The following is a 14,716-nucleotide window of genomic DNA, read 5'->3' on the forward strand; positions in this document are numbered from 1 at the left end:
CTTAACTTCCGTCTTCCAAAGCCCTATTCAGGCAGCCCCTATCAACTGTCCTTTTGGGGGCGTATGCTTCCGATTCAGCTATATTCAAACAAAAGCGGAAGAACCCCGTCACCGGCATTCTTCCGTCCCATGTATCCCTTGACCCGTTAAAAGAGTGCGGTCAAAGTTCGGTTTCTGGGCAGCAGCGATCCACCGGACGTTTAGACGGCACTCCATTTGCGTTCCATTCCACTTTATACAATAGAAGTAAAGTTAAGCTTAGAAAGTTATCCTTTATATTGTACTTGATAGAACGGCATTTGTGTGAAACTGCAGAATAATAATTATTCTATCCTGTAATTGCAGGTTAGAACCTTCCCGATTTAAAAATCGCAAAGATCAACCATAAAAACATCAGAAGCGCCACTACGCCGCCAATCTCCACTGTAGGGAAATTCCATAACACTGAAGGCTGACCGCGCATCGCAGTCCCAATAATGAGTCCAACCATGATGATACTGAACGCAAGCATCACAATACTAAATGCTAACCGATTCCCGACCCGGTCCAGCTTTCGCTCCAAATGCTCGAGCTCAGGTGCCACAATCTCTACCTTTAGCTTTCCCTTAGTAATTAGAGCAGATAGCTGCTTAGCCTGCCCAGGAAGCTCCAGCAGACTTTCCGTTAAATCAGCTACGCCTCCGAGGAGCTTGCGCTGCAATCGGGGACCGCTGAAGCGCTGCTTCACAAGTTCCCGTCCAAAAGGCTCTGCCATCTCTAGAATGCTGATCGTTGGATCCAAATTGCTAATGACACCTTCAAGCGTCAGCATCGTCTTGCCGAGCATCGTTAGATCCGGGGGAAGGATTAATCGATGCTTGCGAGCAATGCCAAACAGATCATTTAGCGCTTTACCTATGCTCATCTTACTGAACGGAACATCATAATACTCATCGCGAAGTCGATCCATATCATTATGGAGCGCCGCACGATCAGCATCCTCAGGGATGACTCCGAGACGCAGGATTGCCCGGACCATAGCGTCCGTATTCTTGCGCATCAGTGCGATGACAAGCGCAGACAGTTGTTCTTTCATTTCTTCGTTCAGTCGCCCCATCATGCCAAAATCAATCAAAGCCAGCTTCCCATCCGCCATCCGTATAACATTTCCTGGATGAGGATCCGCATGGAAAAAACCATGAATGAAGATTTGTCTTAGCATCATTTCCACGAGCTGCTGAGCGATAACCTTAAGCTTAACTCCGTTACTCAGCAGCTCATCACGACGACTCAGCGTAATCCCTACTACATATTCCATCGTAAGTACTCGCGTTGACGTATAATCCCAATAGATATCCGGGATGTACACTCCATCATAATCCATCTGTTGAGCAATTTTCTCTGCATTACGCCCTTCTTGGCTATAATCCAGCTCGCCAAGAAGCGATTTCGAGAACTCCTCTACCATACGGGATAACTGATATTGCCTTGCCCAGCCTAACTGCTTCTCAGCAAGCGCGCTTAGATCTTTGAGAATTTCCAAATCCCTGCTCATCGTTCGCAGAATGCCAGGGCGCTGAACCTTAACAGCCACGACCTGCCCACTGTGAAGAACAGCTCTATGCACTTGACCGATTGACGCAGCCGCAAGAGGCGTATCCTCAAAGGAATGAAAAATTTCATCCATCCGTTGATCCAGCTCATGCTCCACAATCGTGCGCACGCGTTCCACAGGGAACGGAGGCACATTATCCTGTAGTTTTACCAATTCTTGAATAATAGAATCAGGCAGCAGATCTGAACGGGTACTGGCAAGTTGTCCGAGCTTTATAAAGGTTGGACCCAAATCCTCCAGTACTAGCCGAATCCGCTCCCCGAGCGTAAGACTTGTATGTGCTTCTTGCGTTACAAGACGGCGTGGAAGGGATAATAAATGATAGAGCCCCAGCTCCTCCACCATATAACCAAAACCATGGTGCATAAGCGCCATGGCAATGGACCGGTATCGTCCGGCATGTCTAATACGTACTGCCATTTAGTCCGTACGCGTTTCCGCCGATGTTCCTTCTAGATGGGAAATCCCCTCTAGCTCGGCCAATCGACGCTCCAATACAGCAATTCGGCCTTCCAGCTCGTCAATATCACTTTGTACAGGAACCTTCATTTCCTTCAACACGCGTTGTACTTGCTCTTGTACAACAGACTTGAGCATGCCTCGCTCTTCCTCGCCGCGTTCAATCAGCCGATCAACGAGGGCCTTAGACTCCGAAGGAGCAAGCTCCCCTCGCTTCACTAGTTCTTCAACAACCTTTTCTACTTTTTCCTTGCTAACAATGGTGAGGCCCACTCCTAAAGAGATCGCTTTTTTAAACAAATCACTCATAGTACTTTCCTCCCAAAGATTCCGTTTCATTACAAACGGAGTTGATGATTAAAGTATACCTCACTGTGTGCATATTTCAAAAAGCCGGGACATCGCCTTAGTTATTTACCGGAATACGGGCAGCCCAAGTAGCCGCCTGCAAGATTAATTTTCGTAATGCCGGGTGACGGAAGGATGGCTCATGGTGACCAGGCATAAGAAATACTACTCGTCCTAAGCCATAGCTGTGGCACCATGCAGCCGGCAACCATCCATCCTCTGATTCATACTGAAGTAGAATGGTCCGCTCCGTAAACGGGTCAAGTTCAAAATGATATGGCTCTTCATCCAGCTGGAAGTCTTCAACGCCCTCAGTAATGTCATGCTCCAGCACCTTGAAATTCATCGGCTCGTAAGCGGAGTGGCCGTTAAAGCGGCCGCCAATCAGCTGAGCCAGCTCGTTACGCTTCGTCAATGAAGCACCTGTATGAAGAACAATCAGTCCTCCACCACCGCTCACATAGCTGAGTAGGCCAGCGGTTTGCTGAGGCGATACAGTTTCATTCCACAATTCGTTGTAGGCTATACATAAGTCATAACTTGCCAGATGCTCAATGCGCATCAATTTTTTATTCTCCGAACACTGAACGGTTAATAAATCATTTAAAATCTCACTAATTTGTTGGTCCACTCCTTGAAGTGGATGGAAACGGGGATGGGTGTAATCACCAAGTAATAGACATTTTCTTTTGTCCATGGGGATCCTCCTCCTTATTCATTGTTATTATTCATCACATGTTGCCTATATTCTAAGGAAAACTGCTGCGAATGTCCATGCAGATGGCAGGTTTACTACTCTTAAGACATCATCTTCCGGGAAAAAAAGCATCCCCACCCAGTGAACCCGGAGGGAATGCTTCTGTGTGGTAACACCAATCTTGTAAGGCTGCCGCACAAAATGGTCTAGCGATTCGCTGCCACATATTTGCCCAGCTCTACAATCATGCTCCCCATCCGTTCATGCTCGGGCATAATGATACGCTGTACGCCCTCTTCCTTAAGGGCTTCAGAGGTAATACGCCCTACAGAAACGGCAAGTACCTTATCCTCAAAAGACTTCAGCATCTCTTCCAGCTTGCCCTTTTCCCGAGCAAATTGAGAGAGAAAACGAAACTGCGGCGCACTCGTAAAAGCCACGGCATCAATCTTGCCTTCTATAATCTCAATAAGCAGCTTGTCAAGCTCCCCCGGCTCTGGTGGAGTATGCCGATACGGCAGCACTTGACTGGTATTTGCCCCTGCCTCCTGCAGCCATGCGAGCATACGAGGAGCTGGATCACCATGCAGCTGCAGAACGACCTCCTTGCCCTGCAAATCCAGGGATTGAAGCCCACGAATCAGTCCGATCGTACTTCCGTCGTCGTCGCGAAACTCTGGCGTAAGCCCTCTTTTTTTCAAAGCATTCACTGTCTTATAACCCCGTGCAGCAATAATAGAACCAGAAAGTACTTCTAAAAAGCGATCGGCGATGTTCAGGCGTTCAGCCGTTTCGAAGAGAGCGTCCAGTCCCATGCCTGTAGTAAGGATCACCAAGTAAGGTGGATGGCTGATCCATGAATTCAAGCCTTCCTCCAATGCCTCATCATCAAGAAATACAGTACCTTGGGCAGGTCGATATAATGCCGTCCCCCCCATATTTTGGACCAGCTTGGCCATTTCTTCTGATTTACGCGGTCCCGCCAAGGCGACCGTGAACCCTTTCAGTTGCTCTGCCATGTACTATTATCTCTCCTCTCTACGTTGCCTAATCCAGCATTATTGTTTATCAGTATACTTGGAAAGGACTGCAAAAGGGAAGATAAAACCATCGTTATCCTATCCGAAATATATATTTTCACTAGGAGGAGTGTATCTTAAAGGTACTCACAAGCTTTTGCAGTTCCTCCGCAAGACGACTAAGGTCGGTAGAGGAAGACGCCATCTCTTCAACAGAAGCAAGCTGCTCTTGTGCTGCCGTTGCGATGGTCTCTGTATTCACAGCCGCCTCTTCAGAGATGCCGCGAATCTCTCCAATTGCCTTCTCCATATGATTTGACTCCACCAATAAGGTCTGTACCGCACCGCCCATCGACTCAATCTTCTCCGCGGCACTCTTGACTGCTCTACGGATACGGGAGAAAGAACGTCCAGAAGTATCTACGGCCTCAATTCCTTCGGTTACGCGCTGCTTTGTATCCTCCATTGTATGGGTCACCAGCTTCATTTCACTATTAATGGCAATAATCTGCTCTGCAATTAGATGCGCTGATCTCTCTGACTCCTCTGCCAGCTTACGTACCTCGGCAGCAACAACGGCAAATCCACGGCCATGCTCTCCAGCTCTGGCCGCCTCAATGGAAGCATTGAGAGCTAACAGGTTGGTCTGACGGGCAATCCCTGTGATGACGCTGACAATGCCCTCAATTTGATCCGTTCTTTCATTCAGCCTGTCGATTACACTGCCAAGCTCTCCCACCGTTTTATGAATACCATTGATCTTATCCACCACGCTAATGACCGAATCATTTCCTTCTGAAGCAGAGAGCGAAGTCTTGTCCATCATCGCAGACACCTGCTCCATATATACGGAAATATGATCCACTTCGCTGGTCGTCGCCGCTGTACTTTCCATTCCTTTTCGTACACTGATCACCTGCTGTTCCGTACCTGCTGCTACCTCCTGGATCGCTATCGTCATCGACTCAATCGTTTGGGCATTCTGCTCTGCACTAGCGGTTAGTTCTTCGGCTGAAGAGGATACATTGCTCGTCATCTCCTGTACGCCGATGATCATCTCCCGCAAGCTGAGCACCATTAATTGAAAGTTCTCGGCAAGCATGCCAATTTCATCTTTGCGGAACCCCCTAATGTCTTCGGACAAATCACCTTTCGCTATCACTGCAGTTGCTTTCCTCAGCCGGAGGAGCGGCCGCAGAATAGATTGAATATTAAAATAGATCATGATCAGCGCAAGCAAAACGGAAACTATAATAACAAGCAGCGCTGTATTGCGAATTCCGCTCGTTGCCGATGTCACTTCATCTACGCTTATCGTACCTCCGATTCTCCAGCCCGTAAGCTCATTCACCGTAAACATCATCTTTTTGTGTGTACCCTTATAGACATAATCAAAAGTACCTTGATCTTCCTCAAACATTCTCTTTATAAAATCATCGGATGACTCCTGTCCAATCGCCTCTGTTGGATGAACAAGATATTTCTTGCTGTTATCAAGGATAATAATGTATCCTTCCTTGCCAACCTTAGTCGAAGTCAAATCGCCTAAGGCAGATAGATTGAGATTCAAAGTTACCACCCCGTTACCGCTCTTAAGAACCGTTGAGATCGCAATCGCCGTTTCTTGATTTACGGTTTGAAAGGCCGGGGAAATCACAACACCATTCCCGTGCTTCAGAGAATTAATGTAGGCACTCTCCTGCCTGGGATCGTAGCCTTCGGGCAGTTTGGCTTCCGAAGCGTGGATGGATTGCCCCTTGCTTGTACTAACATAAATATCTAACACATCAGGATGTAATACAGCGTATTCCTTTAATCTGTTCTTCATAGAAGCTGCTGCCCCTCCAGTTACCTCACTGTTGGTCCCTTCATCAGTGAACTCAGCGGCAAAATAAGAAACAGCATCTATTTTGGATTGAATATTCGAGTTGATGATTTCATTTACTGCTACAACACTTTCGGTAGCATTGCTCACCAGTTGATCTTCCACTTCATGGCTAGCAGATTGATAGGTTCGCCAGCCGATAATGATACTGGGCAACAGCAGAACTAATAGGTATGTAAGAATTAACTTGGCTCGGATACTCATACCTGTTTTTTTGTTCATAAATGTCATCACGCTCTCTCTCTTCGAGTCTTAAAGTAGGACCTATTTACCAGACTAAATATATAATTATATATCCTACTTTGGAACCGATTTTCCTCCTATCTTTCTTCATTTTTCTCATTATTTTTATGAATTGTCATATAAACGCAACAAAAAAAAGATTATTTAAAGTAATCAATAAATCACCGTCAAGATGTACGAAATATGAAGCATTTTATTTTTGACAGGTGAACGATCGTTCACTATAATTAGGTTAACAACTGTTCACCAGTTTGCTTTAAGGGGAGAGGATTTCTAAATGACTACTAAAGAAAAGATTCTATATGAAGCATTAGCGTTATTTTCGAATCGTGGATACGGCTCTGTATCTGTACGTGAAATTGCTGGGGCTGTAGGGATTCGTGAAAGTGCATTATACAAGCATTACAAAAATAAACAGGATATTTTTGATACAGTAGTTCAAGTATCTGCTGAACGGATTCAGAAGTTGCAGAAAAATTTATCGGAATCATATGTAGGTAATGATGTAGAAGTTAATTGGATTGTGAGTGATCAGTTACAGGAGGTATACAGTAGCATCTTTTCTTTTTATTTAAATGATGAGATTATGTCCCGATTCCGTAAAATGATGACGATCGAGCAATATAGAAATCCAAATATGAGCCAGCTCTTTCGGGAGATGTTTATTGATAAGACCTTACGCTATCAGTCGGAAGTGTTCCTTCAAATGCAATTAGATGGAACGCTGATCCAAAGCAATTCAGACATTATGGCATTGCACTTCTACTCTCCAATCTTCCTGCTGTTGTTCCGTTATGATGGTCAGTTAGAGAAGGCGGACGAAGCTTTAGAATTAGTCAAAAGTCATATTAAAGTTTTCTTCCAGATTTATAGTCGAGTAAGGGAGGAGGAGTAGACGATGAAACAACGGGCACATTCTAATTTGAAGAAATGGACAGCAATATTTATAACGATTATCGTCTATTATGTAATTCATGAAGGTGCACATCTGATTCTTGCTCTCTGCTACGATGTATTTGAAAGAATACGTATTGTCGGATTATGGGGTGTTCAAATTGTCACAACGGACGGGGAATTATTGGGATATCGGCTTGCGATATTTTCAGGGATCAGTAGTATTGTTACCATTGTAATCGGGTATCTTCTTTACGTACTAACTCCTCAGATCCTTAAGCTTAGAACTAAAAGTTTTATCATATTGATGTATTATATAACAGCTTGTTTTCTGTTACTCGATCCGATTTACATATCCATTTTATCCTCTTTTATAGGCGGCGGTGGAGATATTAACGGGATTGTAACAGGTTTAGGGATTCCCGAAGTTCCAATTCGAATAGTGTTTGGTTGCATTGCTCTGATTAATATTTTTCTTTTTACTAGAAAAATATCCCCCCAATATACCAAGCTATTTAGACGCTGATTTAAGAAAGGTAGATGATTACTTTTACTTTGGTAAAAACGGATCACCCACCGTGAGCAGAATTAACTAAAAGAGGCTGATTCTTAGGTCATAAACTTAAGAATCAGCCTCTTCTATTTTAGTTCACGTTCTTGTTCTTGCAGTTCGGGCAGACGCCTCCGAATACCACATGAGCATGACCAATTGTATATCCTGTATCCTTCGCCACTGTGTTCATCCAGTCTCGTGGAACTTGGTTCATTACCTCATCAACCGCACCGCAAACCTCGCAAATGATATGCTGATGATCATCCATGCGGGCATCATATCTGCTGGCAGCCTCACCAAGCTTAAGCTCACGAATCATTTGTTTATCTGAAAGATAACGAAGAGAGTTATATACAGTACCGTATGCTAAGCTATGACCTTGTTCTACTAGCCGGTTCATTACTTCCGCAGCAGTGGGATGGTCATGTGAATTAAGGACGATATCGTAAACGGCTTGACGTTGGGAAGTCAAATTTAGACTTTTCATTACTATCATCCTCTAACTTGTTTTTAGATCAAGTATAAATCGTGAGTGTAAGTACGTCAATCCCACTTTTATCCACTCATTACTTTCTAAGCTATTTGATCAATCCAGAATATTTGATGTTTACATCAGCCTCGACCTGAAAATCAAGCCCAGCATAGAGGTCCTTCCACACTTCCATTTCGGTATCATTATTAAAATGCCTAGCTCCATAGTGAAGTCCCCACCCAAAAGGATCCAAACCGCTCTTATGAATTTTTTTCAGTAAGGCTGAGATATCATCTTCCAATTCTTTCTCGCCAGCTGTCTGAATTTTTTTCAACTTGCTATGTGTCACCAAGTCCGGACTGCTACTCTCTTCTAGGATCCCTTTAATCTTAATATGGTATCGAATAGTAGCTTTTCCGCTCTCCGTATTTAGTATCTTGTAGTCCGACGATGATCTCTCTGTGTAATACTGATACATGACCCCCTCAGTATGGGCTGGCAAATTGGTCCGTAAGTTGGAGCGCGACAGCAAATTGTATAGCCGGGTTTCGTTCGGTGAAAGCACCATCTTGATTTTCTCGCTATCCAGTAGAGCAATTTTGTTAATTAAGAACTGACTCTTCCCTTTGGCCTCGATAATCGGCAAAATCGGATCAATACCCTTCTCATAAATATTTCTCATCAGCTGAAAGGAATACACACTAGTAATAAAAGGAGACTCCGTTCCCTGACCACTCATCGCCAGAATAAGAGAATTCGATGGGATACGCTCCGATTCGGGTCGTACCTGCAGCACTTGAAGTGCCTCCGGACGCCCGACTGCAAAATTTACAATAAGCTGGACATCTCTGCGCCGCACGGCCCAATCCATAACATGCTGAATATCTTTACGTGCGATCCCTTCTCCCAAAATAATCGATTTACAATGGGAATAATCAAGCTCCTTCTCCACTTTTGACTTCATTCTGCGGAGCGCTTCCGAAATACTTGGGGACTCTTCGGTTAATATCTGCATCTTCTCATCAATCTTGGTAACTTCCCCCTGCGGGATGGCAAGCTTCAAACTAATCTTGAAGGTCCCTTCTTCTTCGCCAGGGTCAACACCGATCGCCAGTACGAATATCCTTAAATCAATTTCTTTGAAGTCACAGCCGGCAAGGAGTAGCAGTAACACAATTCCTATTGCACTAAGTGCTTTTCTCACATGCCCTGCCTCCTTACTTTACGATAACAATAAAACAGCAGTGCGATTAAGAACATCTCACCAAACCAGCGGACTTGTAGAAACCAAGCGCCCATTAAGTTGAGCTGATATTGATCCATCCACATTAAGGAGAGGACCACTCCGCTAAATAAGCACAGGATGAGCCACTCTTTCCATTGCTCTGCCTTCTGAGATTTTTTTTTCGTAGATGAAATAGCACCTTTCAATAATCCTAACCCTACATGCCAATGAACAATTACACTCACCAGAGATAATGTCATATAGGCAAAATAAAAAATAAACAACATCCGTTCAATGATAAAAGATTCTATCCGGATACTGTCTGCCGTCGAGAACCACGTATATACATGTCTCTCAATCGCAACAGTACCGAAATAACCGATAGGGACCAAAAAGGTTACGAGAAGTACGAGAAGTCCTTCCACCCCTAAAATCCAGACATGCTTTAGCTTTAACCCATGAAATACCCGATTAAAGATGGCTAGATTAATATAACCACTAAAAGAAAAGGTAGCTGCCGAAAGACTCATCAGATCCGGCTTATGCCAGATGTATGTAGTGATCTGCAGAACAGAATCCCAATTGAAATCTGGATTGGTCAGCGCCTTTACAATGCCATAGATAATTAACGGTAATGTAACGACAAGAATGATTTCAAGACCATACAAAAGTGATAGTGAATCAAAGCGACAGCAGATGCAGACCAATATCAGAAAGCCGATCACGACAGTATATGGGCTTGAATTCGGACTGACATATCTCAGCGTAATATCTACAAAGGAAAGCAAGGTAACCCCCCCAGCCACACACCATAAACCCGCAAAAAAGACAAGTAAGGGTTTGACTAGCAGCTTAGGAAGAAGAGGGTTAAATATTTCCGGAAACCCCTTACCAGGAAATTTAGCAATCAATACAGTAAATATATAGACAAACAAAGTGCCAAGGACCGTTGCAATTAGTATGGAGAACAAAGCACCGTCAAAGCGTCTGTCTATTAGTTCCCTAGGAACAAAATTAATGATGTTGATCAAGCTGTTCATCAGAAAAAGACAGTAGAAATAACGGCTTTTGGCCATCAATGTTCCCCGCCCTTCTTCTTACCAAGGTTATCAAGAAAAAACAATCTGAAATAAGGTTGTCCAAAGCTACGCTGATTGCATAAATACATCGCAAATCCCACAACACAGACCACTACACCAACCATTCCTAGAACAGCGGCAGCTATAAGAAAAATGTACTTCAGCACGCGTATCGACAAGCTCATCATATTCAGAGGAATCAGAAAATTGGATATCGCAACGGCTGAGACCAATATAATCATAATATTACCTACAAGCCCTGCCGCCGTAGCTGCCTGACCTAAGATTAGACCTCCGACCGTCGTGGCCGTTGGACCAATCGCTTTGGGCAGACGTAAACTCGCCTCGGTCAGAAATTCCATCATCATAAGCATTAAGAGCACTTCCACAAAAGATGGATAAGGCACAGTGGCGCGGCTACCAGAAATAAGCAGTGCAACCTGCACACGAACAATCTCGGGATTATACGAGGTCAGAGTTACATAGACCGCAGGCAGCCACAACGTCATGCACACACCGATAATTCGGAGCAGCTTTAAGAAACGGCCCACGATAGGAAATTGGATTTTATCATCCATGGATGTAAAGAAATCATTAAATATGGAAGGCAACACTATCGCATATCCCGTTGTATCCAGGAGTATCGCTACTTTTCCTTCAGACAAATTAAACACAACTCTATCAGGTCTTTCAGTAATAATAGACTTAGGGAGTATTCGCAATTTATCACTGCTTATAAACTTCTCAAGTTCTCCCGTAGCCTGTAAAATATCAACCTTTAGGGTATTCATCTTCTCCCTTAATTCCGCTAATACATTATGATCAACACGACTGATGTCGTATAGGATGGCCACCTTTGTTTTGGAGACTTCGCCGATGACCATGGTTTCCATTTTGAGATTAGTGGATTGATAGCGCCGGCGGATCATGTTCAGATTCACCGCAATATCCTCCGTCAGTGCATCTGAGGGACCCTGTGAAATACTTTCTGCTGAAGTTTCACTAACACCACTAATCTCCGCACTTAAAGCATCGAAGAAACAGATCACATTATTTATCCTTAGAAGAACATATCCGCCAAGCAAAAGCTCGATTCCCTTTTCTCTCGTAGTTGCCTCCTCAGTGCCCGGATATGTCGTAATGTAATTAAGGTACCCGTCAATACTCCCCATCTCATAGAACGGCGTAATCACATGGCGACTGAGCGTCTGCGAATCTGTAACGCTTTTAATATAAATTAAGTTGATCTGCCCAAAAGGTGCAACGAGCGTTCTATCAATTAAATCGGCAAATCCGTCCAACTCACCCTTGATCCATTCCAGAGTAACATTGTGCTTATCCTGTTGAACTGACATGGATCATCCCTCCTATTTATCCTGCGCTTCCCGGATTCCACCTTATTTTGGCACTATTTCTCTGAATTCATGCACTGCACATATGAATACAGAGTTTCTTTTAACGGGACTGTGGTAATAAATGAAATGAGGATTGTACAGATGGAGGGATACTAAGATGGATTCGCACCGTAAAATAACGCAAGGTCTCCCGCAATTTCCAGAATCATTATGGAGAGACACTACGGATTTGCCGGCTTTTCCAAAGCTGACTGAAGATATTTCTACAGATGTCGCAGTGGTAGGCGGTGGGATTACAGGAATTACAACAGCCTATCTCTTAAGCAAAGCAGGGTATAAAGTCACGCTCTTGGAGGCAGGGGAAATCCTCAGTGGCACTACGGGTTTTACAAGCGCCAAAATCTCCGCTCAGCACGGATTAATCTATCATCATTTGATCAAGCATTTCGGGGAAGAGAAGGCCCGCCTCTATTATCGATCTAACCATGAGGCTATGAACTGGATCTTACAAACGGCGGAAGAACTTGAAGTGTCTTGCGGTCTGAAACGCGAAGCGGCTTATTTGTACGCAGATGCTGAAGATCATAAAACGCTTAAAGAACTGAAGGATGAGTATAAAGCCTATGAACAATTGGGTCTGCCTGGTGAATGGCTGGATAACGTTTCTATCCCCCTAATGGCCAGTGGTGCGATTAAATTACCAGGACAAGCCCGCTTTCACCCCCTCCAATATTTGAAGGCCTTGTTAAAGGTTATAGTGGAAAAAGGCGGCGTGATCTATGAGCATACGATGATGGCGGACAAGGTGGAGAAGCACGATAAGCTTACGCTTTTTACGGAAAAGAACGACTATCGGATCAACTGCCGTTACGCCGTGTCGGCTTCTCATTTCCCCTTCTACGATGGAGGTGCGTTATATTTCTCGCGACTGCATGCTGAGCGTTCCTACTGTCTGGCGATCCAACCCGAAACGGATTATGAGGGCGGAATGTACTTAAGCGCTAGCGAACCCACCCGTTCTCTGCGCGCTGTGGAGTGGGAAGGGCGAAATCTGGTTATCGTTGGAGGCGAGAATCATAAGACAGGCCAAGGCATCTGCACGATAGGTCATTATGAGAATCTGGAATTGTTCGCAGGCCACTTGCTGGGCATCAAGTCGATCCCTTACCGCTGGTCGGCACAGGATTTAATCACGCTGGACAGAGTCCCATACATCGGCAAGATTTCGGACAACGAAGAGATTTATATCGCGACCGGATTCGGAAAATGGGGTATGACAAGCGGTACCTTGTCCGCTCAAATCATCTCGGATCAGATTCAGCGCAAAGATAATCCATATACGGAGTTGTACGATCCATCCCGCTTCAAAGCTGGCGCCAGCATAAAGAGCTTCATCGTCCAAAACGCTAATGTGGCCAAGGAGCTAGTAGCGGGTAAAGTTGAAATTGTCCATAAAAAGACAAGCGATTTGAAGGCAGACGAAGGGGCCGTTTTCTTCCACGACGGCAAACGAGTCGGCGCCTACAAAGATCCAGAGGGGAAACTTCATCTGGTGGACAGAACCTGCACTCACATGGGCTGTGAATGCGAATGGAACGACGGTAACCGTTCTTGGGATTGCCCTTGCCACGGTTCCCGCTTCTCCTTCGATGGAGAAGTTTTAGAGGGACCTGCATCGGTTCCGCTGACGAAGCTTTACGAATAAATTCACTTCGTTCGTGAAAATGCTATGTTCACGGAAAATCTGTACAATCACGAAAAATTGCATCTCTTTACATGAAAGTTTTCAATTTGTTTTCTTGGGACGATTGTAAATGCCCTATAGCATTCAGGTATAATAGGACATGAATGAAGCATAAGCTTCAAAAATGTTTAAAGGAGCGTGACGTTAGAGATGGATTTGAGAGGAAAGAGTGTTGTGATTACTGGTGCAGGCAAAGGAATCGGTAAAGCCTTAGCCATGGCACTAGCTAAGGAAGGTGCTAACTTGGGCCTGATCTCCAGAACTTCAGGCGATCTCGAAGCGTTAAAATCAGCCCTAACGGAAGTATACGACGTTAAAGTTAGTATTGCCGTTGCGGATATCGCTGTACGCGAAGAAGCTGAACGAGCAGTTGCTTATCTGCAAAATGAGCTAGGAACATTTGACGCATTAATCAATAATGCCGGAATTGCGAAATTCGGTACTTTGGTAGAAATGGACCCTGCCGATTGGGAAAGTCATATCCAAGTCAATCTTTACGGCACCTATTATGTAACTCGCGCTGCACTGCCAGCTATGATTGAGAAAAATGGCGGGAATATCATCAACATCTCGTCTACAGCCGGAGAGCGCGGCTTCGCGACTGGCTCAGCTTACTGCGCATCCAAGTTTGCACTGATGGGCATGACCGAAGCCCTCGCGCAAGAGGTGCGTAAGCACAACATCCGCGTCGTAGCTTTGACTCCAAGTACTGTTAACACTGGACTAGCTTCCAACGCCGGACTTAAAATCGGTGACGAAGATCGCATGATGCAGCCTGAGGATGTAGCTGAATTGGCGTTAACAGCCTTGAAGCTGCCGGATCGTGTCTTCCTAAAAACAGCAGGACTCTGGACCACTAACCCGCAATAAAAAGGACTGGCTGGTTTTGCACCAGGCTCTGATTGCGGCTTTTTGCAGGAGAGTGCTCATGGGAGAGGAGCAGTAGAGCGGATTGGGAGAGGAGCAGTAGAGCGGATTGGGTGTCCTTGTGCCAGTCAATCCCTTTGGTCTGCTCTTCTCCATACTCTGATTGCACTTTGTGCGATAGAATGCCTAATGTAGACTGTTTTCAGGCTGTTCTGTTGAACATTCTGCAATCAAACTCCATTTTTGGGGCAAGAGATGGTTACTTTAGCGCCAGATTGGGCA

13 protein-coding genes are annotated in these 14,716 nt (G+C 44.8%); 4 read left to right on the forward strand and 9 right to left on the reverse strand.

From position 1 onward, the window contains the following. Positions 1–346 precede the first annotated feature (346 nt). From R50345_RS28265 to R50345_RS28285, 5 genes are all read right to left on the reverse strand, one after another. Positions 347–2,014 (reverse strand): ABC1 kinase family protein, encoded by a 1,668-nt coding sequence (locus R50345_RS28265; RefSeq protein WP_042131415.1) that lies wholly within the window; start codon positions 2,012–2,014, stop codon positions 347–349. Beyond that, entirely contained in the window at positions 2,015–2,362 is a 348-nt protein-coding gene (locus tag R50345_RS28270) for a phasin family protein (protein WP_042131416.1), read from the reverse strand. A gap of 97 nt (positions 2,363–2,459) precedes the next feature. Continuing rightward, on the reverse strand, positions 2,460–3,098 hold the full coding sequence (locus R50345_RS28275; RefSeq protein WP_042131417.1) for a ThuA domain-containing protein: 639 nt from the start codon (positions 3,096–3,098) through the stop codon (positions 2,460–2,462). Positions 3,099–3,304: 206 nt separating this feature from the next. Then, positions 3,305–4,117, reverse strand: coding sequence for a uroporphyrinogen-III synthase (locus R50345_RS28280; protein ID WP_042131418.1), 813 nt, complete (start codon positions 4,115–4,117; stop codon positions 3,305–3,307). A gap of 121 nt (positions 4,118–4,238) precedes the next feature. Continuing rightward, positions 4,239–6,233: a methyl-accepting chemotaxis protein gene (locus R50345_RS28285; RefSeq protein WP_042131419.1), complete on the reverse strand. Its 1,995-nt coding sequence runs from the start codon at positions 6,231–6,233 to the stop codon at positions 4,239–4,241. A gap of 289 nt (positions 6,234–6,522) precedes the next feature. Here R50345_RS28285 and R50345_RS28290 point away from each other — a divergent pair, with 289 nt between their 5' ends. Both R50345_RS28290 and R50345_RS28295 read left to right on the forward strand, forming a co-directional pair. After that, complete coding sequence (locus tag R50345_RS28290) at positions 6,523–7,140, forward strand: TetR/AcrR family transcriptional regulator (protein WP_042131420.1); 618 nt, start codon at positions 6,523–6,525, stop codon at positions 7,138–7,140. A gap of 3 nt (positions 7,141–7,143) precedes the next feature. After that, positions 7,144–7,665 (forward strand): hypothetical protein, encoded by a 522-nt coding sequence (locus R50345_RS28295; RefSeq protein ID WP_042131421.1) that lies wholly within the window; start codon positions 7,144–7,146, stop codon positions 7,663–7,665. Between the two features lie 118 nt (positions 7,666–7,783). On the opposite strand, the gene R50345_RS28300 is transcribed toward R50345_RS28295, so the two are convergent. From R50345_RS28300 to R50345_RS28315, 4 genes are all read right to left on the reverse strand, one after another. Then, entirely contained in the window at positions 7,784–8,179 is a 396-nt protein-coding gene (locus tag R50345_RS28300) for a Fur family transcriptional regulator (RefSeq protein ID WP_042131422.1), read from the reverse strand. Between the two features lie 91 nt (positions 8,180–8,270). Beyond that, a complete protein-coding gene (locus R50345_RS28305) occupies positions 8,271–9,368 on the reverse strand; it encodes a Ger(x)C family spore germination protein (protein WP_042131423.1) in 1,098 nt (365 codons plus the stop codon). Beyond that, a complete protein-coding gene (locus R50345_RS28310) occupies positions 9,365–10,465 on the reverse strand; it encodes a GerAB/ArcD/ProY family transporter (protein ID WP_042131424.1) in 1,101 nt (366 codons plus the stop codon). The genes R50345_RS28305 and R50345_RS28310 overlap by 4 nt, the downstream gene beginning before the upstream one ends. Beyond that, entirely contained in the window at positions 10,465–11,823 is a 1,359-nt protein-coding gene (locus tag R50345_RS28315) for a spore germination protein (RefSeq protein ID WP_052414765.1), read from the reverse strand. The genes R50345_RS28310 and R50345_RS28315 overlap by 1 nt, the downstream gene beginning before the upstream one ends. A gap of 157 nt (positions 11,824–11,980) precedes the next feature. Here R50345_RS28315 and R50345_RS28320 point away from each other — a divergent pair, with 157 nt between their 5' ends. After that, positions 11,981–13,528, forward strand: coding sequence for an FAD-dependent oxidoreductase (locus R50345_RS28320; RefSeq protein ID WP_042131425.1), 1,548 nt, complete (start codon positions 11,981–11,983; stop codon positions 13,526–13,528). Positions 13,529–13,717: 189 nt separating this feature from the next. Next, positions 13,718–14,437, forward strand: coding sequence for a 3-ketoacyl-ACP reductase (locus R50345_RS28325; protein WP_042131427.1), 720 nt, complete (start codon positions 13,718–13,720; stop codon positions 14,435–14,437). The last annotated feature ends 279 nt before the right edge of the window (positions 14,438–14,716 follow it).

Source organism: Paenibacillus sp. FSL R5-0345 (genome assembly GCF_000758585.1).
GTDB lineage: Bacteria > Bacillota > Bacilli > Paenibacillales > Paenibacillaceae > Paenibacillus_AQ.